The sequence below is a fragment of the Exiguobacterium sp. s131 genome (assembly GCF_018617345.1).
In the GTDB taxonomy this organism is placed as follows: domain Bacteria; phylum Bacillota; class Bacilli; order Exiguobacteriales; family Exiguobacteriaceae; genus Exiguobacterium; species Exiguobacterium profundum.
Map to the genome: position 1 here is coordinate 503,124 of NZ_JACSJX010000001.1, position 26,004 is coordinate 529,127.

The following is a 26,004-nucleotide window of genomic DNA, read 5'->3' on the forward strand; positions in this document are numbered from 1 at the left end:
GATGCTCGCACCAACATTTTCATTACCGAACCAAAACGGAGAGATGGTTTCATTAAAGGACTATCTCGGTAAGAAAGTCGTCTTATACTTCTATCCTCGAGATTCGACACCTGGTTGCACGACCGAGGCATGCGATTTCCGCGATGCGTTGCCGAAAATGGAAGGCGCGGTCGTCCTTGGGGTATCGGCCGACAGTCAAAAGAAACATCAAAACTTTATCGCCAAGAATGACCTCCCATTTGATTTACTCGTGGACGAGGAACATGAAGTGTCCGAGCTTTACGGCGTCTGGCAGTTGAAGAAAAATTACGGGAAAGAATATTACGGCATCGTCCGTTCGACTTTCTTGATCAACGAGGACGGCTATATCGAACAAGAGTGGCGCAACGTCAAAGTGAAAGGTCACGTCGAAGAAGTCGTGGCTGCCATTCGTTCGTAAAACGAGAAACTGAAGGAAAGGTCATGAACGGTTTCAGACTGTAGACAACGCATGGGTCTACAGTCTTTTTTGTTCCCTTAAGAGTCTCGCCTGCCCGTAATTGGTCGTTGCTATCAAGCCGTTTCGAGCGTGCTTTATACAGTTGAAACCACTCCATTTCTGATTGAGATGTAGTCTATCGATTAACGGTTCGTATTGATCATGAAATCCGGGCTCATGCAGTTGAATATATATTACAATCATATTTCGAAATAAATTTTAAGATTCTTTTAGATACAAGGGTTCAGGGAAAATATTACAATTATATAACGTGTTGAAAACGCTTTCTTTAGGCGATGTACCTTGACTCGATTGTGAATGTTCTGAAAAATATAGGGAGAGCGCTCAAATCAAGAACGTAGGAGGAGAGCAACACGGTGAATCAAATTGAAAGTTGGCTGACGAGTTTATCCAATCTCGTCTGGGGGCCACATTTACTCATATTACTCGTCGGGACAGGGATTTTCCTGACCGTCCGTCTCGGATTTATCCAAGTGACGCGACTTGGGGTCGGTCTGAAAGAGGCATTTATACCAAAACCAGAACAACCGAAGAAAAAGCAACGTGGGGACATCTCGCATTTCCAAGCACTTATGACGGCATTGGCGGCCACGGTCGGTACCGGAAACATGGTCGGTGTCGCGACGGCGATTGTCCTCGGGGGACCGGGTGCCGTCGTTTGGATGTGGTTATCTGGTTTCGTCGGGATGGCGACGAAATATGCGGAGGCCATCTTGGCGGTCAAATATCGTGTCGTCGATGAACGCGGTGAGATTGCCGGGGGTCCGATGTACTACTTAGAACACGGCTTGAAGAAAAAATGGCTCGGCGTCTTGTTCGCCGTCTTTGCATCGGTCGCAGCCTTTGGGATTGGGAACGGGGTCCAAACGAACTCGATCAGTCTCGCCTTGAACAACTCGTTCAACGTCCCAATGGTTGTGACAGGGATCGTCATGATGGCGGTCACGGCATTCGTCATCTTAGGTGGTGTCAAATCAATCGGAAAAGTCGTCGGAATCTTCGTCCCGTTCATGATTTTCGCATATGTCGGGAGTGGGCTCGTGATTCTCATCATGAACCTTGAATTGGTACCAGGTGCCTTATCGACAATGTTCTCGAGCACATTCAGTGCTGAAGCCATCGGCGGGGGTGCGTTAGGTGCCGCGATTCGCTACGGGGTCGCGCGCGGTGTGTTCTCTAACGAGGCAGGACTTGGATCTGCACCGATTGCGGCCGCGGCAGCGAAGACCGACTTCCCGGGACGTCAAGCACTCGTTTCGATGACACAAGTGTTGATCGACACACTCATCGTCTGTTCCATCACGGGACTCACGATCGTCATGAGTGGTCAATATACGGAAGGGCTTGAAGGGATTGCCTTGACGCAAGCCTCGTTCGCTTACTTCTTAGGACCTATTGGTGAAATCATCGTGACGATCTCGCTTGTCTTCTTCGCCTACTCAACCGTCCTCGGTTGGTGTTATTACGGAGAACGTTCAGCGTATTATTTACTCGGGGAAAAAGTGATCGTCCCATATCGTGTCCTCTACATTTTAGTCGCGGGACTCGGTGCGATGACGACGAACTTGAATTTGATCTGGTCCATCTCGGATGTGTTCAACGGTCTCATGGCTATCCCGAACTTGATTGGACTCTTGTTCCTCTCCGGTGTGGTCGTCGCCGAGACAAAACGATTCGAACTCGAACGGAAAAAAGAAGGGCAGTCCTCTGCCGCTTGATGAGAAAACCCGCCGGACAGCACGTGTCGGCGGGTTTTTGTCATACCTTGAATTGGCGAATCAGTGAATCAAGTTCTTCCATCTTTTGTTGCGACTGTTCCGTCGCATGGTTCAACTCGGCGAAGCGTTCGACGGACATCGTCACTTTTTCAGCAATTTCTTGCGTACCGAGCGCTCCGTTGTTGACGGTCGTCGCAACGTCCTGGATGACACCGATCATGTTCGACGTCAATTGTTCGAGCTCCCCGGCAGCGGCGGCAAACTCGGTCGCAGTCGTTTCGAAGCGTCCTGCGTCCTCACTATATTGTCCGGCTGCCTCTTCAAGTTGGTCATAATCTTTCAAGACGTTCGTGTCGAGGAAGTGGAGCATCTGTCCAGAGCTTTCATTCAAATGATCGACCGAATGAAGAACGGTCGTCGAGATGACTTGAATGCGTTCGACGGTCGCCCGGCTCGTTTCGGCGAGTTTTCGAATCTCGTCGGCGACGACGGCGAATCCACGTCCGGCCTCTCCGGCACGTGCCGCTTCGATCGAAGCATTGAGTGATAATAGGTTCGTCTGCGCGGCGATATCGAGGATGTCGTTCGTGAGCGTCGCGATCTCACGCACGGCTTTCGCATCTTGCATCGCTTTCTCTAAGTTTGTGCGTGTCGACTGAAGGACGCTGATGGCGTTCTCTTTCGCCTCTACCGCATGTGACTTGAGGGAGAGGGCACGCTCATCGATTTGTCTCGCTTCGGTTTTCCGCTCATCGGCCATCGTCACGATGTGATGAATCGTCCGTTCCATATCCGAGGCGGAAGCGTTCATCTCTTGAGCGCTCGCCGCCGTCTGTTGCATACCGGCGGTCAAATCCTCTGTCGTCGCAGCGGTCGTCGTCATGTACGTATCAAGTTCTTTCAACTCTTCGTACATATGGGTTGATTGTTTTGACACGCCAGTCGTCACGTCGTTCACTTGAAGAATCAACTGACGCAAGTTGGCGATGAACTGGTTAAAGTCGCGTGCGAGTCCGGCGAACTCATCGCGGCGCTTCACAGGGATTGACGTCGTCAAATCGCCTTCGCTCGTGGCGAGCTCACGCATCTTCGTCTTGAACTCTTTGAGTGGTTCAAAGATGGAGCGGAAGATGAAGAGCATCATGAGGATCGTCATGACAGCCGCGACCCCAAGGACGATGAATAGTGTGAGTTGTACTTGTTCAAACGACTTAGCCGCCGCCGCTGTGTCCGTCTGAATTTCTTCCCGGTTCAAGTTGACGAGTAGACCGAGAGAGTTCGAGAGCGTGTCAGCGCTTGCATCCGCTGTATCGCGAATATATGTTTCTGCGGCAGCACTTCCTTCTTCGTTAGAAATACGGATGAGTTCACTCATCACGCCTTGATAGTCAGTCCAATTCGAGCTTGCCTGATCGAAGAGCTGTTGATCTTCTTCCATGATAATCGTGGCTTCATAACCGTCCATCCGTTGTTCTAAGATGGCGACGGATGCTTGAATGTCTCGCTCGATATTTTGTTTCGTCACCGCGTCCTCGACGAGTGCGTGACGAATCAAATGACGGCGAATTTCAAGCAATTGCTTATCCACTTGATGGATTTGGTCAATTCCTGGTACCCAAGAGACGATCATGTCCTCCTGGGCTGCTTTTGATGCGTTCAAGGCATACCAAGAGTAACCGCTTACACCAAGAAGCAGCACAAACATGATGCTAAACGCAGTGATGAGTTTATTCCGAATCGACATACGATTCCTCCTTACGAAACTTTTCTATCTTTAGCATAATCAGAATCGCACATCGACCGTATAGCTGATTTTGAAAGCGGGTCAATATTCGAGATGGATTCCCCTAGTTTCTTAAAAAGGAGACATTTTCTCACAAGATAGATTTCCTTTTTTGTCTTATGAAAAAGTGGTATGATAATGAACGATGTATTGAAAACTGTTGGAGGTGGGAATTTTGGCTCGTATTACAGAAGCTGAAGTTCGGCACGTCGCCGGACTTGCCCGACTTGCGATCACAGATGAAGAAGTGACGCACTTCACGGAGCAATTGACAAAAATTCTCGAGTTCGCCGAGCAACTCGATGAGCTGGATACAACGGGTGTCGAACCGACGACCCATGCCCTAGATTTGAAAAACGTACTACGCAAAGACGAGGTCCGTCCATCGCTTCCACGTGAGGAAGTCGAACGGATGGCACCTGACTGGGAGAACGGTCAAGTCCGTGTCCCTGCGGTCTTTGAGTAAGGAGGCCTTTCATGAGTTTATTTGACCACGGTGTAGCGAAACTGCATACGTTATTAAAAGAAGGCGAAGTCACGGTCACGGACCTCGTCAAAGAATCGTTCGATCGCATCGAAGCGACGGATGATCAAATCGGTGCGTTTTTGACGCTCAATGAGGATGCGTTCGAGCAAGCGAAGCGCATGGATGAGCTTGCAAAAACGTCAGACAACCCGCTCTTTGGGATGCCGATCGGTGTGAAAGACAACATCGTCACAAAAGGGATGCGGACGACATGTGCTTCGACATTCCTCGAGAACTTCGTCCCGGCACACGATGCGACGGTCGTCGAGCGTCTTCATGATGCCGGTGCCGTCACAATCGGAAAGTTGAACATGGACGAGTTCGCGATGGGTTCATCAAACGAGAATTCGGCGTTCAAACCGGTCCGCAACCCATGGGACCCGACTCGTGTACCAGGAGGTTCTTCAGGCGGTTCAGCGGCATCGGTCGCAGCTGGACAAGTCCTCTTCAGCCTCGGTTCGGATACGGGTGGTTCGATTCGTCAACCAGCCGCATATTGTGGTGTCGTCGGGATGAAGCCGACATACGGTCTCGTCTCACGCTTCGGCCTCGTCGCCTTCGCGTCGTCACTCGACCAAATCGGCCCGCTCACGCGTACCGTTGAAGACAATGCTTACTTATTGAATACGATTGCGGGTCATTGCGACATGGACTCGACGTCGGCTGAAGTCGAAGTGCCGGACTATACGGCAGCGCTCAACCAGGATTTGACGGGCATGAAGTTCGCACTTCCGGAAGAATTCATGGCAGAAGGTGTCGCGCCTGGCGTCCGTGAACAGATTGAAAAAGCGATCGAGACACTCAAGTCTCTCGGTGCGACGATCGAGACGGTTTCGATTCCGTCTGTGAAGTATGCCCTCTCGGCGTACTACTTGCTCGCCTCGTCAGAAGCCTCTTCGAACTTGGCACGTTTCGATGGTATCCGTTACGGACGTCGCGCCGAAGCGGACACGCTCGACGAAGTGTTCACGTATTCGCGTGAACAAGGGTTCGGGGACGAAGTCAAACGCCGGATCATGCTCGGGACATATGCCCTCAGCTCTGGTTACTACGATGCGTTCTACAAGAAAGCCCAACAAGTCCGTACCCTCATGAAGCAGGACTTCGCGAAAGTGTTCGAAGAGTATGATGCCATCGTTGGACCAACTGCTCCGACGACAGCGTTCAAACTCGGCGAACAGCTCGACGATCCGCTCACGATGTATGCGAACGATATCATGACGATTCCGGTCAACTTGGTCGGTATCCCGGCTATCTCAGTTCCGGCAGGTCTTTCAGAAGGTCTCCCGGTCGGTCTTCAAATTATCGGGAACTACTTTGATGAATCAACACTTTACCGCGTGGCCCATGCTTTTGAACAAGCAAACGGCGGTTTCAAGATGCCACAGCTCTAAGGAGGACGTACGATGAACTTTGAAACGATCATCGGGATCGAGGTGCACGCCGAGCTGAGCACGAAGTCGAAGATTTGGTGTGGCTGCTCACGCACTTACGGTGCCGAAACGAATACACAGACGTGTCCGATTTGTCTCGGACACCCAGGCGTCTTGCCTAAATTGAACGAAGAAGCGGTCAACCTCGCCATCAAAGCGGCAATGGCACTCAACTGTGAGATTGCGACAGATACGAAGTTCGACCGCAAGAACTACTTCTACCCTGACACGCCGAAAGCATATCAAATCTCGCAGTTTGATAAGCCGATCGGTTCAAACGGTCACGTCGACGTCGAAGTAGACGGAGAGATGAAACGATTCCGCATCGAGCGCGTGCACTTAGAAGAAGATGCCGGGAAGATGAACCACACGGGCGAGAAGCACTCGGTCGTCGACTTCAACCGGACCGGTTCACCACTCATCGAGATTGTCAGTGAGGCAGACATGCGCTCACCGAAAGATGCGGTCGCGTATCTCGAGCGTTTGAAAGAAGTCCTCTCGTTCGCTGGCGTCTCGGACGTCAAGATGGAGGAGGGGTCACTTCGCTGTGACTGTAACATCTCGGTCCGTCCATTCGGGCAGGAGAAGTTCGGTACGAAGACAGAGCTCAAGAACTTGAACTCGTTCTCAAACGTCTTGAAGGCACTCGACTATGAAGAGACGCGTCATCGCAAATTGCTTCTTTCAGGTGGCGTCATGCGTCAAGAGACGCTCCGTTACGACGAAGCGGCGAAAAAGACGATTCTCATGCGTGTCAAAGAAGGGGCAGCGGACTACCGTTACTTCCCAGAACCGGACCTCGTCCGTCTCGAAATCGATGAGGCATGGAAAGAGCGCATCCGCGCGACGATTCCAGAGATGCCGGCAGCTCGTCGTGAACGCTACATGAGTCAATACGGTCTCTCGGCATACGACGCGAAAGCCCTCACGTCAACGCGTGAGTTCTCGGACTTCTTCGAAGCGACGACAGCGGCCGGTGCGGAGCCGAAAGCGGCAGCGAACTGGCTCATGGGTGAAGTGCTCGGTCACTTGAACAAGACGAACGAAACGGTTGAGACGATGAAGTTGACACCGGAATCACTCGCTGAACTCATCCGCTTGATTGCGGAAGGGACGATTTCATCGAAAATCGCGAAGCGTGTCTTCACGGCGATGATGGAAGAAGGTGCTGAGCCGAAAGCATATGTGGAAGCGAACGGACTCGCCCAAATCTCGGACGAGAACTTGCTCCGTGGCTACATCCTCGAATTGTTCGAGGCGCATCCGCAAATGATCGAAGACTTCAAGAACGGGAAAGACCGTGCGAAAGGCTTCATCATCGGCCAAATCATGAAACAGACGAAAGGGATGGCGAACCCGGCACTCCTCGATGGCTTGTTCCACGAAGAGATCGCGAAACGCTAAGCAGGCGGCGAGACACTTGTGTCTCGCTTTTCGCTCGAGTTGAGCATAGGGGAGAGAATCAATATGCAACGGAAACGTGCGCGGGTCATTTATAACCCGACATCTGGTAAAGAAGTGATCAAACGGGAACTCCCGTACATTTTGAACCGCCTCGAGGATGCGGGTTATGAGACGTCGACGTATGCGACGAAAGCGATTGGTGATGCCACGCTCGAAGCAAAACGGGCCTCAGCAGCCGAGTTCGACCTCATCATCGCCGCAGGCGGAGACGGGACATTGAACGAAGTCATCTCAGGGCTCGCCCCGCTTGAGAATCGTCCGACGATCGGACTCATTCCGGTCGGGACGACGAACGACTTTGCCCGGGCGATGAGGATCCCACTAAGTGTGGTCGGTGCACTCGACGTCATCTGTGACGGATTCGAGATGCCGGTCGACCTTGGGGAAATCGAAGGCGAGAAAGGTGACATCCACTATTTCATCAATATCGCCGGTGGCGGCATCATGACCGAGCTCTCGTATGAGGTGCCATCGAAGTTGAAGACAGCACTCGGACAGCTCGCGTATTACGTGAAAGGGATGGAGAAACTGCCTCTCATCAAACCGACGTATATCGAACTCGAACACGATGAAGGAACGTTCCAAGGCGAGGTCATGGTCTTCCTCACATCGAACTCGAACTCGGTCGGTGGATTTGAAAAAATCTCACCACACGCGTCGTTGAATGACGGGTTGTTCGATCTGTTCATTTTGCGGAAATGTAACTTGTTCGAATTCATCCACGTCGTCCGTCTACTCCTTCGGGGTGAGCACTTATCAAGCTCACTCGTCGAGCATGTGAAGACGAGCCGCGTCCGGATGAAGACGACCGAGCCGATGAGTCTCAACATCGACGGTGAGTACGGCGGGGAATGCACAGGTGAAATGCGGAACTTATTCCGTCACTTGACGGTGCTCGCGCCGAACGCCCGAATTCGCGAGATGGAAGATTTGAATGCACAATATGAACGCGAACAGATGATCAAGCAATTGTTCAATGTTTCGCTCGATAAAGCAGAGTGAAAAGATAGGAATGACGACATCTGTCATTCCTATTTGCAATGGAAGGAGCATTCGTATGCTACCAGTGAAAAAGAATGATCGTCTCGATGTCCACGTCCACGACTTGACCCATGAAGGGGCGGGTGTGGCACGTGTCGACGGCTATACGTTGTTCGTCCCGAACGCGTTACCGGGTGAGACGGTCGAAATCGTCGTGACGAAGACGAACAAGCAGTACGGGTTCGCCCGATTGTTGAACGTGAAAGAAGCGAGCGCTGACCGCGTCGAGCCACCGTGCCCGATTTTTTATCAGTGTGGCGGCTGTCAGCTGCAACACTTCAGTTATGAAGGACAACTTCGCCAGAAACGAGAACGTGTCGTCGATGCGCTCAAGCGTCTTGGTCAGTTCGACGTGCCGGTCCATGACACGATCGGGATGCCAGAACCTTGGCGCTACCGCAACAAGGCGCAAGTCCCGTTCAAACAAGAAGGAGACCGTCTCGTTTCAGGCTTCTATCGTCCTCGTTCCCATGATATCGTCGAGATGAGCGAATGTTTGATTCAAGATGAGCGCAATGATCAGGCGATCCAAGTTGTCCGTGATGTGTTGGACGCTCGCGGTGTGCCGGCGTATGACGAGAAGACAGGACGTGGGGTCATCCGTCACGTCATGGCCCGTTACGGGTACCATTCGGGTGAACTCATGATCGTCCTCATCACGAAGACGACGAAATTAAAAGGCGTGAATGAGATCGTCGCCGATATCGTCGAGCGTCTCCCGGGCGTGACGTCGATCATGCAAAATGTCAACCCGGACAAGACGAACGTCATCCTCGGGGCGACGAACAAGTTGCTCTATGGCCACGAAACGATTGAGGATAAAATCGCAGGACTCACGTTCACGATTTCTCCGCACTCGTTCTTTCAAGTCAATCCGGTTCAAACGGAGAAGCTGTACGGGAAGGCGTTGGAGTACGCACAACTGTCAGGTACGGAACAAGTCGTCGATGCCTATTGCGGTATCGGGACGATCAGTCTATTCCTCGCTCGGAAGGCGGCGCACGTGTACGGTGTCGAAGTCGTACCGGAAGCGATTGAGGATGCGAAACAGAATGCGCTCGTCAATGAGATCGATAATGTGACGTACGCATGTGGTGCAGCGGAAGATGTGCTTCCAGAGTGGAAGAAAGACGGTGTGAATCCGGACGTCATCGTCGTCGACCCGCCACGAAAAGGCTGTGCCGAGTCGTTCCTTGAGACGATGGTCGAGATGGGACCGAAGCGAATCGTATACGTCTCGTGTAACGTCGCGACACAAGCGCGCGATATGCGTTACCTCGCCGACCGTGGCTATCGCTTGATGGAAGTGACTCCAGTCGACATGTTCCCGCATACGGCGCACGTGGAGACGGTGGCGTGGATGTCTAGGGAATAAATACACTAGCTGTTCAAGCATTGATAGAGCAAGGTTTATAGGGTTTCACTTAAGTTTATTTTATGTTAATAAACAGGTGGGACCCTTTTTATTATTGGCTTTAGATGCCCTGAAAATCGGGGTTGAGTTGATAGAATAGATTTTGGATGGGGGGAGTTGACAGAATAGATGTAGGGCATAAAATGTGTTGTATTTAGACTAATCATATAGTTAGAAATCGCATTGAATATTATTAGTCTAAAAAAACATAAGTGCCAGGAGGTAAGGAGATGCCTGATCAACGTAGAGTGATATGCTTCCCAATAGGTAGACAGATGAAATAACAAATCTGTTTATTCTATTGGGGAGCATATCAAACACCAACAGGGAAAGAAAAATGGAGTAAACGAACCATTGATGTCATGCTTAGCAATGAAAAATATATTGGTGTAGTGAGGCTATGGAATGCCGGGGAACATCAAGAGAATTATGTCTCTGAAAATAATCATCCAGCAATCATTTCAAAAGAGCAATTTGAAGCGGTGCAGATTGAAAAGAAGAATAGAAGCAATGTTGTGAAAACTGATGATGGTGTAAAAAGAAAGAGTAGGAAGTACAGTTCGAAGAGAAAGAAATAATAAGCTGAAAAAAATATTTGATAAAAATCTAAGCTTGTTCGACTTACTTTGACAGAAAAATAATGTAAAGGGAGGACGATAATTTGAAAAAAGAAATAAATTTTTATCCAACTAGTGCACAAAATTTTACCATTGATGAATGGATTTGTATTTTACAAGAAAATAGTGGTTTTACTCCGGTGAACTGAACCCTGAATGAGCACTTTTTATCAAGTGTCTATCATTCAGGGTTCAATTCATTTTCCGAGCGGTTTAGTTTGCTGTTTATAATGCTTTTCTAAAGCCTGCTGAATAAAGAATGTACAATATAATGAATTTTTGTGATTGTATGTTCGACAATATATAAGAGTTGTTCCGTAAAACAGTTGGTTTTGTTATGCTGTTCTTTTATAATTTTTCACTTTTGCAATAGAACTTGATTCGAATCAATTTTTATTTCATAGAAACATCCTATGCTAGAGTCATCAACAAGGAATACAAATGAAAATGAAATTGGAGGGAATCAACATGCAAAGATATATATTAAGTAAAAAGAATTCCATTACACTGATCAGTGCAATTTTGATTGCACTTGCATTCTTCGGACGATTTTCCTTAGACAACATGGCCATTTTCAATTGGTCGCTCATCATTGCATCTATTCTTGGTGTAGCACCAATTGCGATTCAAGCCTATCAGGCATTAAAAGTAAAAGTTGTCAGTATTGATGTTTTAGTTACCATTGCAGTTATTGGGGCAGTATTGATTCAAAATTATGAGGAATCAGCCATCGTTACTTTCTTATTCTTATTTGGTTCTTACTTGGAGCAACGTACCTTGAACAAAACACGTTCTGCCATTAAAGAATTAACAGAGCTGGCACCAGAGAGTGCTTTAAAGCAAATGGAAAACGGAGAATTTGAAGAAGTAGATGTCGATGATGTAGACGAAGGTGATATTTTATTAGTTAAAACGGGTGCAAAAGTTCCGGTAGATGGAACAGTGTTAATTGGTGAAGGTCACATTAATGAAGCAAGTATTACTGGAGAATCGCTACCTGTAAGTAAAAAGGTTGATTCTGAAGTATTTGCAGGATCTATCTTAGAAAATGGAACGATCCAAATTCGAGCTGATCGTGTTGGAGAAGATACAACATTTGGTAGAATTATAGAATTAGTGGAAGAAGCGCAGGATTCCAAATCAGAAGCAGAACGTTTCATGGACCGATTCTCAAAATACTATACACCAGCTGTGTTAGTCCTTGGTTTTATTGTTTGGTTTTTCTCAAAAGATATTGAACTAGCTATCACGATTCTTGTTTTAGGATGTCCAGGTGCATTAGTTATCGGGGTACCTGTATCCAACGTTGCCGGTATCGGAAACGGTGCACGTAATGGTGTCCTTCTAAAAGGTAGTGAAGTTATCAATGACTTTAGCAGAGTAGATACTATCGTTTTTGATAAAACAGGAACATTGACAGTAGGAAACCCTGAAGTTGCCGAAAAAGAATTTTACGGAAAAAATACTGAAGAGGTTCTAGGATATTTAGCAAGTGTGGAGCGTGAATCGGACCACCCACTAGCGAAAGCTGTCCTACAGGATATTGGCGAGACAACTTTCTCTACTGTTGAAGAAACCGAAGTCGTTAAAGGTGGCGGAATTGTAGCAAAAATAGGTGTTCATCGTATAGCCGTTGGTAACGTAGCTTTAATGGAAAAGGAAAATGTGAAATTAAGCGAAAAAGCTAAAAAAGACGTCGAACGCTTTGAGAAAAATGGGAATTCTCTTGTGTTAACTGCGGTCGACGGAGAATTAAACGTTCTGATGGGTATTCGGGATCAAATCCGTCCAGGTGTTAAAAAAGATCTTCAAAAACTGAAAAAACTAGGGGTCAAAAACCTTGTCGTTCTTTCGGGGGACAACCAAGGAACCGTAGATTTAGTTGCTCGAGAACTTGGGTTAACAGAAGCACATGGTCATATGCTACCGGAAGGAAAATCTGCTTATATCGAAAAAATGCAAGCAGAAGGCGGGATCATTGCCTTTGTCGGTGACGGAGTGAATGATAGTCCTTCACTAGCCTTAGCAGATATCGGAATCGCCATGGGAAGTGGAACAGATGTTGCAATTGAAACATCAGATGTTGTTTTAATGAATTCTGACTTTAGTCGTTTACCACACGCATTAGGCTTAACAAAATCAACTTCAAGAAACATGAAACAGAACATTACCATAGCAGTTGGTGTGGTATTAGTCTTACTTGCCAGCCTACTATTTAGTGAATGGATGAATATGTCAATCGGGATGTTGGTTCATGAAGCAAGTATCTTAGTAGTCATCTTGAATGGTATGAGATTGCTTCGATACCGTTTGAGAGAATAATTTTAATAGAAACCAGTCTTGATGAATGATAAAGGGGAAGTATTCAGGTAGGAAGAACAAAATACTCCCCTACTTTTTCTTAAAACTTGATTTGCATCAATTTCATTTCGTTGAACCTGAACTATACTTAAATTGTAAAAAAAGAAGAGGGAAAACAAAAAAATCAAAGATAAGATGAAAGGAGAAATAATTCATGCAAAAAGGAGTTATTCAATTAGAAACACTATCTTGTCCATCTTGTATGCAAAAGATTGAAAATGCGGTGAAAGGATTAAACGGGGTTAATCAAGATAGCTTAAAAGTATTATTTAATGCTAGTAAAGTAAAAGTAGATTTTGATTCAGAAACGATCACCATTAACGATATCGAAAAAGCCATTGAAGACTTAGGATATCCAGTCGTCAAATCAAAAGTAAAATCGGCCTAAGACCAAAAAATCACAAGAAAGAGGGAACGAATAATGTCTGAACAAACATTTAACGAAGTAATAACAAACCATTTTGAAAAACTTGATTTATACACCACTGCAATTACATTGGCCCATGGTAAGAATCACCCAGAAGCCTTTGAAGTACGTGAATTGTTTGAAACAATTAGTGGAAAAGTAAAAGACGCAGGTACGAACAAACCTGACTTAGATGCTGAATTTGCTCAATTACGAAAAATCACAGACAACTACACCATTCCTGGAGATGTATGTGAAACGTATGCAGGCACATTCGAGATGTTATCAGAAGTAGATAAAGCATATCAGGCTTAAAGGAACTCATAAACAAAAGAATAGATTGGTTTACGGTCGTTAAAAAATGAAGGGGGAAATGATTTATGCAAAAAGCAACGATTCAATTAGAAACCTTATCTTGCCCATCTTGTCTCCAAAAGATTGAAAATGCGGTGAAAGGAATAAACGGTGTGAATCAAGATAGCTTGAAAGTAATGTTCAATGCAAGTAAAGTAAAAGTAGATTTTGATTCAGAAGCAGTCGCTATTAACGATATCGAAAAGGCAATTGAAGACTTAGGATATTCTGTTGTCAAATCAAAGGTAAAACCTGCTTAATCGAGTGAATAGAAAGGAATCCTAGGATGCCCTCTTAGGCTTTTTATAAAAGGGAGAGGTTATTTTGGAACAAAACCAATGTTGTCATCACCAACATGGACATGCAGAATGTATTCGTATTGTTCCCATTTTCAACCATTTGGAAGACTCACAAATGGATTTGATTGCGGAATCTGCCAAGATACTTCATCTTAAAAAAGGGGAAATGTTATTCCGTGCAGATGAGGAAGATGATACCTTATATATTATCAATTCAGGTAAGGTTCGGATTTACCGCTTAACGGATTCTGGAAAAGAACAACTTGTTCGCATTTTAAATCCTGGTGATTTTACAGGTGAAGTCGCCATTTTCCAACCTGGAAGTATTCATGAGAATTATGCGGAAGCACTACAAAATACATCCATTTGTTTAATTAAACGAGGTGATTTACAGAAGTATTTGGTGGAATATCCGCAGATCTCATTAAAAATACTGTCAGAAGTAACGATGCGTTTAAAGGATTCTGAAAAACAAACCACACAAGTAGCGATTGAAAATGTAGAAACCCGCATTATATCCTTTTTAGCTGAGAATGTTGAAAAGGGAAGTGGCGATAGTCCAACGATTATCTTACCAATGTCCAAAAAGGATTTAGCCTCGTATCTTGGTACCACACCAGAAACAATCAGCCGTAAATTTACTACTCTAGAAGAACTTGGATTGATTAAACAGTTACCGAAAAAGAAAATTAAAATAATGGATTTAGATCAATTGTTACTTCATACTGAATGAATATAAGCAGAGTAGCGTGCCATCATCTAACGTGTTAAGTTTAATAGTACAAAACATAAAATAACAAACCTTTTAGCAATCCAATTAGCATATAAAATGGATTGCTAATTTTTGTTGATATAACAATGTTTATCTACAAAAAGTGAACTGAACCCTGAATGAGCACTTTTTATCAAGTGTCTATCATTCAGGGTTCAGTTCATTGACTCAATCGGGGGCTTTTTTTGCAAACAGCCGAAAGGGGAATCGGAGATGAGGAAAATCATTGTACTTGAACAATCTGTCATTGGACGGGTTCAAGCACCGGGTGGGAAGGAAGAAGATTTGAGTGGAGATTTCATGCATGGGGGATGGACGGAGCCGTTTTCGAGCCAAGAGCTTGGGATTTGGATTCGGACCCCAAATGCATAGTGAGTTTGATTTGTTGCTCGGTCGAAAGACATATGATCAATGGGCGAGCTATTGGCCGAATCACGATGACGTCTGGCCGGAAGCCAACCGGGCAATGAAGTATGTGGTCACACGACAATCACAGGATTCACGAAGGGAAGCGACCACATTTTTGACAGAACCGGTCGAAGCGTTGAGACGACTCAAACAAGGAGAGGGACCCGATTTACACGTCTGGGGAAGCAGCGAACTTGTTCATACGTTACTTGCGAACGACCTCATCGATGAAGTTCGACTGATTGTATATCCCATCATCATCGGTTCAGGCAAACGACTTTTCCCAGACGGCAATATCTTGCCACTACACCTCGATGTAATCGAGCAACAACTGATGCCGAACGGAGTCCATGTCGTTCGGTATGGGCGCCTTCAATTGGAAAGGGAGAAGGGATGAGAATCGAGCAACACCTCGAGATGACCGTTTCAGAATCGATGGATCAGGAGTTGACCGAGCTACTGCAACACGCGTTTCTTTCCATCTATCCGAATCGTCGCTACTTCAAGCAGTTGCCTCATCTCCGTCTGATTGCGTATGAAGACGAACGGATCATTGGGCAAGTCGGATTAGACTTTCGTGTGATGAATATGAACGGAGAACCGATTCACGTGCTCGGCATCATCGATCTGTGTGTCCGGGAAGAAGTTCGGGGACGTGGGGTCGGACGGGCGCTGATGGAAGAAATCATTGCCCTCGGAAAAGAATACTCAATCGACTTTCTTCTGTTATTCGCAGACCAACCAGACCTTTACGAACGCATCGGGTTTCACACGGTATCCAACACATGCACGTGCCTTCAAATCAATGATGAGAACCAGACGACACGCGGGATTGGTGAGACATCATTTGACGAACTGATGGTACGAGCGGTCGGGGATAAGCGATGGATGGTAGGAAAGCTCGATTTATTAGGATACTTATACTAAATCGGAACATCTTCATGTTGATTAGGTGATTGAGAACGAAAAATATAACAGTAATCTTTAGGAGGAATTCGATGAAACAATATACGATGCGAAACCGTAACGTCCCGCTTTCCCTGCATGATGCGGTCATCACAGAAGCGACTGTGACGGGTTCGACAATCCGTCTCGTCTTTATGGATGGGATCCGTGACTTGTTCAAAAAGGAAGCGGTATGGACGGGACGTGCCGTCGTGACCATCTCGAACGTAGACCGGGATTTTTCGTCGCTCGTTCGCTTTGGTGAATCCACTTATTCGGTATGTCCGATTGAACAGTTGAGCCAGTTCGTTAAAATGGGGCGCTTCGAGATCGTCGATGAATTGTACGGATATCGGCAACTGTTGTTCCGCTGCATGTGGTTGACGGATACGACATGTGAGACGGTGGAGTTGAATCTTTCCCATGCAAGCGAGCTCGTCATTCGATGGGAAGACGAGTCGGTCGAAGCGATGTATGAATCTGAATCATTTTGAGGAAAGTGTGAGACCGACGTGATCGGCGACCGCTCGCGCAACATCTGACTTCGAGCGATGGTCCGTTATAATTTTTTCTGCACGGATGTCAGATTCGAATGCGGACTGGCAGCGGTCGATCTGCGCTTTGCCCCAAGAGTTGAACCATTCGAAGCGTTTATTCAGTCGCTTCACGAGCGTCTGTCGATTCGCTTCAAGGATGAGGTGACGTACGTCGACGCCGTCTCGCTGAAGTCGACCGATGATTTCGTCTACATACGTTGCGTCCACCAGTGTCATCGGAACGAGGATGACCCCATCGAAGGACGTGGCAATCTTCGACAGCATTCGATAGTTGAACTCCCTCCATTCCGGATGGTGCTGAAAATCGGACTGTTGAAGACTTTTCGGCAATTGGTCCCGAATGAAAAAGCCAGCCTGCTCCGGGTCATAGAGAAACGCGTTCGGCAATTGTTTCTCAAGTATCTTGGCACAGGTTGTCTTGCCAGAACCGAATGCGCCGTTAATCCACAAAATCATTGTCATCATCCTTTCGTGTTTATATTCTCTATGACTACAATGGAGTCCTACAAAAAACACCCCATAGTAGCGGAATTCGAATTCCATCTACTATGGGGTGTTGTCATGCTGTCTTAGGATTAGGGGATTCTGTTTCTCGTAACGCATCGACTCGTTTGTATTCTTCGGTATCGGTCCACATCTCGTCTTTCAACGGATTGAGACGTCGTTTCATAATACGTGAAACCTGCATGACGGCGAGCACGACGTTGAGGGCGAGACTGATGAGGGCGAGCGTCCAGTTCGCTGCCGGATTATAAGAGACGCTCACATTGAACGTACTGCCGACCGCAAAGAAGTAAGGGAAGGTCATAACCCACATCATCCAAATCGAGAGCGTTTGGGCACGGTTCTGCATCCATGTTCCTTTCGCCCAAAGGAGAGCAGGGATGGTCGCGGCAATGTTTAACGCAAATCCGGAATAAAACGCGTTACCTGGTGCACACGAATAGACGTAGGAGATGTTCCAAATCCCATATGCGATGATCCACAATTTCGTCTGGTCCGGCCAAATCATATCGACTCGCTTACCGGACGTCGCAAAGATGCCGAACCAGCCACAAATGGTGAGGATGTTCAAAATTCCGGCGAAGGCGTTGACGTAGTTCCACCCACCGGAGATGTAATTCATACCGTCGACGACTCCATCAAATCCCATGAAGCCGACTTGAAACTCCCGTATAACGGCCTCCATGATATTGATGGCAAGAATGGCCGGGACGAGTACTAAATACCAAGGATGTTTCTTATGGTAGTTCGTGAAGCGGATGACCATGTAGATGAGCGCGCCGGCGAGTGCCGAATACACCTTCACCCAATGGAACCACGACGTGATTTCCGAATCGACGACAAACAACCAGATTGGAGTCAGTGCGATCGGTAACGCCATGAACATAAGTTGGCTCGCCCGTTTACCAGAACGGACGAACTCGTTAAACCCCATCAGCAGTCCAAGGACGACGAACCACATGACGACGTTATACCAAGGCATTGATTCGAAGAAAAACATAACATGACACTCCTTTCGAAAATGAGATAAACAGAAATAAATGCAATGACTAAACATACCGAACGTTCGTTATGTTTATGTGAAAAGTGTAACAAATCATTGTAAGCGCTGTCAATAGGGGGTGGGAGCTCACGTGGAAGTGTCGAAAGTTTGCCACATCATTATGGTATAATGAGCGTTGAAAACAGAGGAGGGTGCGAGATGATGATGAACGAAGGAAAGTTGAAAATCTTACAAGCTGCGCGTGAAATCATCGTCGAACAGGGCATCAAAGGCACGACGCTCCGAGGGATTGCGGAGCGGGCCGGATTCAGTACGGGTGCGATTTATCATTACTACACGTCTAAAGAGGCGATTCTATATGACGTGATGGACGAGGGGCTCGGTGAGGTAAAACGCATTGAGACCGTCTCCCATGACGATCGAAAGGAAGCGGCGGTGATTATTCAGGAAATCTATGAAGGTATGCAGGAGCGCCTTCAAAAAGATGCGGAGAGCCGACTTCAATTTTATCTCGCCCACGAAGCGATGATTGGCAATGAGGACATCGAACAAAAGTTCAGAGAGAAATATCAAGACTGGATTACACGGATTGAGGCGATCTTTGTACGGGCTTACGGAGTCGAGCAAGGGCCGATGACTCAGGCGGTCGCCACATGGACGATGGCCGGGATTGACGGGATGGTGCTCCAGACGCTACTTCGCACGGGAACGATTGAACCGGAATACACGAATCGTGTGCTTCATTACTTATTGACCGAAGGATTCCCGCACTTTTTTCAACTCATTCGCTCGAAAGAAACGGATCATGAGTAATGTCAGTTGATACAATCCGACGGACATAATAGAATAGATGAGTGATTTTGTTGGACTGTATGGATGAAAGGAACTGATTTTACGATGAAAGAAAACTTTTGGCGCGACCTTCCGCGTCCGTTCTTTATACTTGCCCCGATGGAAGATGTGACCGATGTCGTCTTCCGTCATGTCGTCGCCCATGCGGGACGCCCGGACGTCTTCTTCACAGAATTCGCGAACTCGGACAGCTATTGCCATCCGGAAGGAAAAGGTAGCCTCCGTGGTCGTTTGACGTTCACTGAGGACGAACAGCCGATGGTCGCCCACATCTGGGGAGACAATCCGGAATATTTCCGTCAAATGAGTATCGGGATGGCCGAGATGGGCTATAAAGGACTCGATATCAATATGGGTTGCCCGGTCCCGAACGTGGCGAAACGTGGGAAGGGGAGCGGTCTTATTCTCCGTCCGGAAGTTGCGGCTGAGCTCATTCAAGCAGCAAAAGCCGGTGGTCTCCCTGTCAGCGTCAAAACGCGACTCGGCTACGCGAAGCTCGATGAGTGGCGTGACTGGTTGACGCATCTCTTGAAACAAGACATCGCCAACTTGTCGATTCACTTGCGCACGCGCAATGAGATGAGTAAAGTCGACGCGCACTGGGAAATGATCCCGGACATCGTGAAGTTGCGGGACGAGATCGCCCCGGATACGCTCATCACCATCAACGGGGACATCCTCGACCGTCAAATGGGACTCGAGCTCGTTGAGAAATACGGGGTCGATGGTGTCATGATCGGTCGCGGGATTTTCAAGAACCCGTTCGCGTTCGAGAAAGAGCCTCGCGAACACTCGATGGAAGAACACCTTGATCTATTGCGTCTGCAACTGGACCTTCAGGATAAATTCCAAGAAGACGTGCCGCGTTCGATTTCGAACTTGCACCGTTTCTTCAAGATTTATGTCAAAGGATTCCGTGGGGCGAGCGAGCTACGCCATAACTTGATGGAAACGAAATCGACGGATGAGGTACGAGCGTTACTCGATGCCTTTGTCGAGAAATATCATGAAGAAGAGGCAGCACTCGCTGAGGCGGTCTCGACAGTCGAATAGTTTTTTGAAGGGGGTCAGTGAATACTGGGTCCCTTTTTTATATGAAAAATAGTAGATGACGATGAAACGTTTAATCTGGCTGATTCGTATGTAATGAGTGGAAAGAAGAGGAGGGGGGAAGATGAGCGAATGGCGCGAATCAGCAGTCGGGCTAGGACTTGTATTTGGCACGGTTAGCGGAATCGTCATCTCTTCATTAGTTGATTTTCCTTTTATATACGGGATTGTCATCGGTTCAATCATCGGATATATGATTGGTCTTTTCATATCCATTCGTGCGATCAAACGATAGCGACCCATCACTAAAACAAGAGGGGGCTTTTACATGAGTGAATTCCAATTTATTGTGAGCGATCACCCACTAAAAGAAGTCGAAAATCCATATGGTGAGTTCTTATCTATCAACGAGGCCATCCAAAAAGGCTTCGTGTTGCCTGACATTCTGACAGACGTCGAGGACCTCGACCGTGATGAAAAGATTTTGATGAACGTCGAGTCGGAAGAGCAACTTGACGAGATTGAGATTAAACATAGTCTCTATTATGCCGTGGAGAACGTCGAGGCTTATTCTTCAAAACCGCACGTAGTAGAGTTGCGTTGGCGTTATTCCGATGCGAGAGCCGAACAGCTCGTCGCGTATATAACCGACCATTTGAAGACGGCGGAGGAAGTCGAGATTTGGAAAGTGTGGGTCGATGAACAGACCGAGCCGAAAGTTCAATCCATCAAGCTCGACGAGTTGACGATAGATGCATTACGATTCTTAGGCGAAGTCGGATTCGTACGACCGGAGTGCCTTCGAGTTACAACATCCTAATCCGCGTGCAAATAACGTATTGTCCTCCCTGACGAGATTTCTCGTTAGGGATTTTTGATTTCTCACCTCACTTGAATAAAGACTGCTATATTATGGGGAGAAGAGTCAGGAGGGAATACCATGCATATTCTAATCGTAGAAGACGACCGGACGATCGCCTCCGGTCTCCAATATTCACTCGAACAAGAACAATTTAGAACAACGTTATGCCAAAACGTGGCTGACGCGACGCTTATGATTGAACAACAGTTACATACAATTGATTTATGCCTCTTTGATTTGTCACTGCCAGATGGGAGTGGATATGACTTATGTCGGCTCGTGAAGCAACAACAAGACATCCCTGTCATCTTTCTGACGGCATTCGATGATGAAGTGAATGTGGTGATGGGACTCGATATGGGAGCGGACGACTACATCACGAAACCGTTCCGTGTCCGAGAACTCGTTTCACGAATTCACTCGGTACTTCGTCGATACAATAAAAACGTACGCTCGCCTCTGTTGACGATTGGTCCAGTTGAAATCAATACGCAAGATGCAAAAGTAAAAAAGAATGGGAACGAAATTTTGTTGACAGCGCTCGAGTATCGTTTGTTGCTCATCTTTGGGAGGCATAAAGGGCAAGTGTTGTCACGGACCCAGCTACTCGATCAGATTTGGGATGTGGGTGGGGAATTCGTGAACGATAATACGTTGACCGTTTATATTAAGCGACTCCGCGAGAAACTAGAGGATGATCCACAACATCCGATGCTTATTACGACGGTGCGTGGAATCGGATACAAGGTGGGGCGTTAATATGTTGCGAAACCAAGAAATAAGAATATACTTGTTCACTTGTCTATTTTTCATTGGAATAGCTGTAGGTATTGCCTTCTTATTCATGTCCATAGAGGCGGCCGTTCTGGTCGTCCTATTAGCAATCATACTTTTCGGCGTTACGTATCGTTTCACGGCATGGCGTTATCGAGAAATCGAGCAGCTCTCGGGATATCTTCAAGAAATCAGTAATGGCAACTATACATTGGATGTCCGTGATAATCGCGAAGGGGAGCTCAGTTTGTTAAAGAGCCAACTCTACAAAGTGACGAAAATGCTATCTGAACAAGGAGCGCATCTTGAAGAAGATAAACAGAAGTTAACGGATGCGATCTCCGATATCTCCCATCAATTGAAGACACCGCTCACCTCGATGACCGTCATGGCGGATCTCCTCAGTGACCCTCGTCTATCCGAGGAAAAGCGTCAAGAATTCACCCATAACATACAAGTACAACTTGAACGAATGGAGTGGCTCTTGTCTTCTCTTCTCAAACTATCAAAAATTGATGCCGGGACAATACATTTCAAGCGCGAATTGGTATCTGTCCCTGCGCTCATTGAAGCCGTAGCGGAACCGATGCTCGTACCGATTGATATTAAAATGCAACGACTTCACGTTCAAGGCGAAAAAGATGTTACATTCGAGGGTGATTTGAAGTGGACGACAGAGGCACTCATCAACATCTTAAAAAATTGCGTGGAGCATACGCCGGAACAGGGCGATGTATTCATCGAGTTCAGTGAAAATACGCTGTATACAGAAATTGTGATTCGTGACACGGGGATTGGCGTCGCAAAACAAGACCTCCCGTACATTTTCCAACGGTTTTATAAAGGTGTGAATGCGAGCGAAGAAAGTGTCGGGATTGGGCTTGCCATGGCACACAGTATCATTATGAGCCAGGAAGGTGAGTTGACTGTTCGAAGCGAACCTGGGGTCGGAACGGATTTTCATGTTCGCTTCTATAAAGCAGTTGTCTGACCGCTAAGTGACGAAATCGTCACTTTCGAGTCACAGACGAGTCACACTCACTCGGTACACTCGAAGTAGATCAAGTACTGGAGGGTGCAAACATGAACATATTAGAAGTGCAAAACTTATCGAAAGTATACGGCAAGGACGAGATGGAGGTCAGAGCGCTCGATGACGTCTCGTTCACGGTGAAGAAAGGTGAATTTGTCTGTATCGTCGGGCCTTCGGGTTCGGGGAAATCGACATTGTTGCATTTACTTGGTGGTGTCGATGTGCCGACGAGTGGACAGGTGTTGATTGATCAAACAGACATTTATGCATTGGACGAGACGCAGCTTGCCATTTTCCGTCGTCGACAGATCGGTTTGATTTATCAGTTTTATAACTTGATTCCGATTTTAACGGTCGAAGAGAACATCACGTTACCGATGCTATTAGATGAACAAAAAGTGGATATCGCGCACTTGGAACGCATCATCGGTATCTTGGGCTTGTCAAACCGATTGACCCATTTACCAAATCAATTATCGGGCGGGCAACAGCAGCGCGTTTCCATCGGGCGGGCACTGATTAGTAATCCAGCTATTATCTTAGCCGACGAGCCGACAGGAAACTTGGATAGTCAAAATAGTGAAGAAATCATGAGCCTGTTAAAACTGTTCAATAAGAAATTCAATCAAACGCTCATCATCATTACCCATGACGAGCGGATTGCCTTACAGGCGGATCGTATCATTTCGATTGAAGATGGCAAGATTGCGAAGAATGAGGTCGTCCGCGCATGAACATCATCAATAAAATGACACTTCGGCATTTGCGCGAGAACAAACGACGCTCGCTTGTTACAATCATCGGAGTTATCATCTCTGTATCGATGATTACAGCTGTCACAACGCTCGGATCTTCTTTTTTGGATTTGATGATTCGTCAAGACATTGCAGATAACGGAGAATGGCATGTTCAGTATCTAGATACAAACGAAAAGCAAGTCGAAGCTATTCGGGATGATGCGAACACGAAGGCTGTCATCCTTTCAAATGATGGTTATGCTCAACTAGAAGAGTCACAAAATGCTTACAAACCATACTTATATGTTCGAAACTATAACACATCCGGATTGAAGAGTTTTCCGATTGACTTGACTGAGGGGCGTCTACCGGAAAAAGAAGGCGAAGTCGTCATTTCGGAAGGGATTCGCCAAAATGCCCTCGTCACCTATAACATCGGTGATGAATTGACACTGGAGATTGGAGAGCGGATTGATCCGTCATCAGGTTACGTGTTGACACAAAATGATGGTTTGATCCGAGAAGATGAGACGATTCTCGAACAATTAAACATTGAGGATACGGTGACATTGACGGTTGTTGGAACGATGGCTCGACCTGACTGGGAACCGACTTGGTCGCCAGGGTATACAGTCGTCGGATTCATCGATGATCAAGAATTGAATGGAGCAAAAGTCGATACGTTCGTCGCCTTGAACGATGTAGACAACTCGATTTATTCGGAAGCGAAACAGTTGATGACCGAACAGAACATAGAACGTGTCGCCTATAATTCCTCGTTGCTTCGTTATTATGGAGTGACAAATGACGATGGCTTGCGTAAAACGCTATATGGATTTGGTGGAATCATCATGGCGGTCATTGTGATCGGTTCGATTTCTCTAATCTATAACGCATTCGCCATCAGTGTGTCGGAGCGTTCTCGTTACCTCGGAATGTTGGCAAGTGTCGGGGCTACGAAGCGACAAAAGCGGAACTCGGTCTATTTTGAAGGGATGGTTATTGGGGGAATTAGCATTCCACTCGGTATCCTGGCGGGGGTTACGGGTATTGCGTTCACATTCCTATTCATCAATGCATTTGCCGAAAAAGCGTTAAACGTGACGGAGAAGTTTGAAGTTGTCGTCACACCGATTACTTTACTATTAACTCTCTTTATTTCGAGCGTAACCATTTTCATTTCCTGCTATCTTCCGGCGCGTCGAGCCTCAAAGATTTCTGCGATTGACGCCATTCGTCAAACGCAAGATGTACGATTGACGTCAAAACAAGTGAAGACGTCAAAACTAGTTCGTCGTCTTTTCGGTTTAGAAGCAGAGATTGGGTTGAAGAATACGAAGCGCAACCGTAAACGGTATCTGGTTACCGTCTTCTCGCTCGTCATCAGTATCGTCCTGTTTTTAGTGGTCAGTTACTTCACTGATCGTCTCGAACAGTCCCTTGACATGTCTCAAGCAGACTATGATTTCGATATTCTTGTGAATGGTTCAACGCTTGATCAAAATGATTTACGACGTTATGAATCGTTAGATTATGTGACGAACGGAACATATTTTGAAAATGCAACGGTCCAAACGATGGTCAGCAAATCTCAATTACCGAGTGCAATTATCGAGAACGAGAATTTGGCATCGTCGTTTGTTGACGGAAAATTTATGTACTACGTATCCCTCTATCAATTAGATGATGAAAGTTTCAATGCGTACTTGAAACAAATCGGAGCGCCTGTCAGTCGTTTTGAAGACGGGGACGTACCAGGAGCCGTCTTGATTGATGAGATCTCGTATCAAGACATGGATCAGAAAAAATTCATCACTTCAGAGACGGTCGAAGCAGAAATCGGTGATACGTTTGAATTGAGGGACGAGAATGCAACGGGCGACGCGGCACCGCTTAGAACGATTCAAATTGGTGCTATGACAGATATCGCCCCGACCGGTGTGATGACAGGTTCTCTTGGATGGCTCGATGTGATAGTACGAGAAGGGACGTTTGAAGAAGACGCAATCGGGGATTTGATGAAACAATCGAGTCCGTCAATCGCGTTGAATACAGATGATCCCGAGGACACACAACAAGTGATTGAAGCGGAACAGAATTTGGATTTGTATGTCTTTAACGTATCGGAACAACGGGAACAACAAGAACAGATGTTGTTACTTTTATCAATATTTGTGTATGGGTTTATCGTGCTAATTTCGCTAATTTCGATTGCGAACATTTTTAATACGATTTCAACGAGCGTCTCACTTCGTCGTCGTGAGTTTGCGATGCTTCGTTCAGTTGGGATGACACCGAAAGGATTCAATAAGATGGTGTACTATGAAAGCATTTTTTATGGGGTGAAAGCCCTTGCGTATGGGATTCCCGTCAGTCTTCTTATCATGTACCTCATCTATCGAGCGCAAATCAATACGTTTGATGCTCCGTTTACCTTGCCGTGGAATAGCATTTTGTTTGTCGTCATCATGATTTTCATGATTGTGGGTGCCTCGATGCTATATTCCGTTTCAAAAATAAAGAAAGATAACATTATCGACCGATTGAAACAAGAAAATGATTAAGTAGATTATTGAAAAATTCATAATAAAC

The 26,004-nt window shown here is 46.6% G+C and carries 28 protein-coding genes; 25 read left to right on the top strand and 3 right to left on the bottom strand.

Going from position 1 to position 26,004, the window contains the following annotated elements; translation table 11 throughout:
• Window position 1 precedes the first annotated feature (1 nt).
• Together bcp and KNO69_RS02635 are read left to right on the top strand one after the other, a co-directional pair.
• The gene (gene bcp, locus KNO69_RS02630) at window positions 2–439 is read left to right on the top strand and encodes a thioredoxin-dependent thiol peroxidase (protein WP_074036111.1); all 438 of its coding nucleotides are present in this window, start codon (window positions 2–4) and stop codon (window positions 437–439) included.
• 416 nt (window positions 440–855) lie between these two features.
• On the top strand, window positions 856–2,217 hold the full coding sequence (locus KNO69_RS02635) for an alanine/glycine:cation symporter family protein (protein WP_214815926.1): 1,362 nt from the start codon (window positions 856–858) through the stop codon (window positions 2,215–2,217).
• Between the two features lie 40 nt (window positions 2,218–2,257).
• On the opposite strand, the gene KNO69_RS02640 is transcribed toward KNO69_RS02635, so the two are convergent.
• Entirely contained in the window at window positions 2,258–3,961 is a 1,704-nt protein-coding gene (locus tag KNO69_RS02640) for a methyl-accepting chemotaxis protein (RefSeq protein ID WP_214815929.1), read from the bottom strand.
• A 214-nt stretch (window positions 3,962–4,175) separates the two neighbouring features.
• Between KNO69_RS02640 and gatC the strand changes: the two genes are divergently transcribed.
• The 15 genes from gatC to KNO69_RS02710 all read left to right on the top strand — a co-directional run bounded on the left by gatC (window position 4,176) and on the right by KNO69_RS02710 (window position 16,534).
• The gene (gatC, locus tag KNO69_RS02645) at window positions 4,176–4,466 is read left to right on the top strand and encodes an Asp-tRNA(Asn)/Glu-tRNA(Gln) amidotransferase subunit GatC (RefSeq protein WP_012727041.1); all 291 of its coding nucleotides are present in this window, start codon (window positions 4,176–4,178) and stop codon (window positions 4,464–4,466) included.
• Window positions 4,467–4,477: 11 nt separating this feature from the next.
• Window positions 4,478–5,920 carry an Asp-tRNA(Asn)/Glu-tRNA(Gln) amidotransferase subunit GatA gene (gatA, locus tag KNO69_RS02650; protein WP_031422700.1) on the top strand — a complete coding sequence of 481 codons (1,443 nt, stop codon included), beginning with the start codon at window positions 4,478–4,480 and terminating at the stop codon, window positions 5,918–5,920.
• Between the two features lie 12 nt (window positions 5,921–5,932).
• On the top strand, window positions 5,933–7,363 hold the full coding sequence (gatB, locus tag KNO69_RS02655) for an Asp-tRNA(Asn)/Glu-tRNA(Gln) amidotransferase subunit GatB (RefSeq protein WP_078147403.1): 1,431 nt from the start codon (window positions 5,933–5,935) through the stop codon (window positions 7,361–7,363).
• Window positions 7,364–7,426: 63 nt separating this feature from the next.
• Complete coding sequence (locus KNO69_RS02660) at window positions 7,427–8,425, top strand: diacylglycerol kinase (RefSeq protein WP_012727038.1); 999 nt, start codon at window positions 7,427–7,429, stop codon at window positions 8,423–8,425.
• A 55-nt stretch (window positions 8,426–8,480) separates the two neighbouring features.
• Window positions 8,481–9,839 (top strand): 23S rRNA (uracil(1939)-C(5))-methyltransferase RlmD, encoded by a 1,359-nt coding sequence (gene rlmD / locus KNO69_RS02665; protein ID WP_214815932.1) that lies wholly within the window; start codon window positions 8,481–8,483, stop codon window positions 9,837–9,839.
• A gap of 326 nt (window positions 9,840–10,165) precedes the next feature.
• Entirely contained in the window at window positions 10,166–10,456 is a 291-nt protein-coding gene (locus KNO69_RS02670; protein ID WP_214817801.1) for a recombinase family protein, read from the top strand.
• Window positions 10,457–10,963: 507 nt separating this feature from the next.
• Window positions 10,964–12,817, top strand: coding sequence for a heavy metal translocating P-type ATPase (locus tag KNO69_RS02675; protein WP_214815935.1), 1,854 nt, complete (start codon window positions 10,964–10,966; stop codon window positions 12,815–12,817).
• Window positions 12,818–13,010: 193 nt separating this feature from the next.
• Entirely contained in the window at window positions 13,011–13,244 is a 234-nt protein-coding gene (locus KNO69_RS02680) for a heavy-metal-associated domain-containing protein (RefSeq protein ID WP_054788693.1), read from the top strand.
• Window positions 13,245–13,277: 33 nt separating this feature from the next.
• Window positions 13,278–13,577: an iron-sulfur cluster repair di-iron protein, ric gene (locus KNO69_RS02685; RefSeq protein WP_214815938.1), complete on the top strand. Its 300-nt coding sequence runs from the start codon at window positions 13,278–13,280 to the stop codon at window positions 13,575–13,577.
• Between the two features lie 65 nt (window positions 13,578–13,642).
• Entirely contained in the window at window positions 13,643–13,876 is a 234-nt protein-coding gene (locus tag KNO69_RS02690; RefSeq protein ID WP_074033862.1) for a heavy-metal-associated domain-containing protein, read from the top strand.
• Window positions 13,877–13,940: 64 nt separating this feature from the next.
• Window positions 13,941–14,648 carry a Crp/Fnr family transcriptional regulator gene (locus KNO69_RS02695; RefSeq protein WP_251124848.1) on the top strand — a complete coding sequence of 236 codons (708 nt, stop codon included), beginning with the start codon at window positions 13,941–13,943 and terminating at the stop codon, window positions 14,646–14,648.
• Between the two features lie 252 nt (window positions 14,649–14,900).
• Entirely contained in the window at window positions 14,901–15,059 is a 159-nt protein-coding gene (locus tag KNO69_RS15300; RefSeq protein ID WP_251124849.1) for a hypothetical protein, read from the top strand.
• Window positions 15,052–15,492: a dihydrofolate reductase family protein gene (locus tag KNO69_RS02700; RefSeq protein WP_251124850.1), complete on the top strand. Its 441-nt coding sequence runs from the start codon at window positions 15,052–15,054 to the stop codon at window positions 15,490–15,492. The genes KNO69_RS15300 and KNO69_RS02700 overlap by 8 nt, the downstream gene beginning before the upstream one ends.
• Window positions 15,489–16,022, top strand: coding sequence for a GNAT family N-acetyltransferase (locus tag KNO69_RS02705; protein ID WP_214815941.1), 534 nt, complete (start codon window positions 15,489–15,491; stop codon window positions 16,020–16,022). The genes KNO69_RS02700 and KNO69_RS02705 overlap by 4 nt, the downstream gene beginning before the upstream one ends.
• Window positions 16,023–16,093: 71 nt before the next feature.
• Window positions 16,094–16,534 (top strand): hypothetical protein, encoded by a 441-nt coding sequence (locus tag KNO69_RS02710; protein WP_214815944.1) that lies wholly within the window; start codon window positions 16,094–16,096, stop codon window positions 16,532–16,534.
• Here the strand turns inward: KNO69_RS02710 and KNO69_RS02715 are convergent.
• A complete protein-coding gene (locus tag KNO69_RS02715; RefSeq protein ID WP_214815947.1) occupies window positions 16,526–17,053 on the bottom strand; it encodes an AAA family ATPase in 528 nt (175 codons plus the stop codon). The genes KNO69_RS02710 and KNO69_RS02715 overlap by 9 nt on opposite strands.
• Window positions 17,054–17,156: 103 nt before the next feature.
• Window positions 17,157–18,101, bottom strand: a complete 945-nt coding sequence (locus tag KNO69_RS02720; protein WP_214687293.1) for a DUF5692 family protein — start codon at window positions 18,099–18,101, stop codon at window positions 17,157–17,159.
• A 201-nt stretch (window positions 18,102–18,302) separates the two neighbouring features.
• On the opposite strand from KNO69_RS02720, the gene KNO69_RS02725 reads away from it, so the two are divergent.
• From KNO69_RS02725 to KNO69_RS02760, 8 genes are all read left to right on the top strand, one after another.
• The gene (locus tag KNO69_RS02725) at window positions 18,303–18,917 is read left to right on the top strand and encodes a TetR/AcrR family transcriptional regulator (protein ID WP_214690597.1); all 615 of its coding nucleotides are present in this window, start codon (window positions 18,303–18,305) and stop codon (window positions 18,915–18,917) included.
• Window positions 18,918–19,001: 84 nt separating this feature from the next.
• Complete coding sequence (locus tag KNO69_RS02730; protein WP_374193976.1) at window positions 19,002–20,009, top strand: tRNA dihydrouridine synthase; 1,008 nt, start codon at window positions 19,002–19,004, stop codon at window positions 20,007–20,009.
• A 121-nt stretch (window positions 20,010–20,130) separates the two neighbouring features.
• Window positions 20,131–20,301 (top strand): hypothetical protein, encoded by a 171-nt coding sequence (locus KNO69_RS02735; protein WP_214815950.1) that lies wholly within the window; start codon window positions 20,131–20,133, stop codon window positions 20,299–20,301.
• A gap of 33 nt (window positions 20,302–20,334) precedes the next feature.
• Window positions 20,335–20,826 (top strand): hypothetical protein, encoded by a 492-nt coding sequence (locus tag KNO69_RS02740; protein ID WP_214815953.1) that lies wholly within the window; start codon window positions 20,335–20,337, stop codon window positions 20,824–20,826.
• Between the two features lie 120 nt (window positions 20,827–20,946).
• Entirely contained in the window at window positions 20,947–21,627 is a 681-nt protein-coding gene (locus KNO69_RS02745; protein ID WP_214815957.1) for a response regulator transcription factor, read from the top strand.
• Between the two features lies 1 nt (window position 21,628).
• Entirely contained in the window at window positions 21,629–22,633 is a 1,005-nt protein-coding gene (locus KNO69_RS02750; RefSeq protein WP_214815960.1) for a sensor histidine kinase, read from the top strand.
• A 92-nt stretch (window positions 22,634–22,725) separates the two neighbouring features.
• Window positions 22,726–23,409, top strand: a complete 684-nt coding sequence (locus KNO69_RS02755; protein ID WP_074033830.1) for an ABC transporter ATP-binding protein — start codon at window positions 22,726–22,728, stop codon at window positions 23,407–23,409.
• Window positions 23,406–25,976, top strand: a complete 2,571-nt coding sequence (locus KNO69_RS02760) for an ABC transporter permease (RefSeq protein ID WP_214815963.1) — start codon at window positions 23,406–23,408, stop codon at window positions 25,974–25,976. Before KNO69_RS02755 ends, KNO69_RS02760 begins: the two co-directional genes overlap by 4 nt.
• Window positions 25,977–26,004 lie beyond the last annotated feature (28 nt).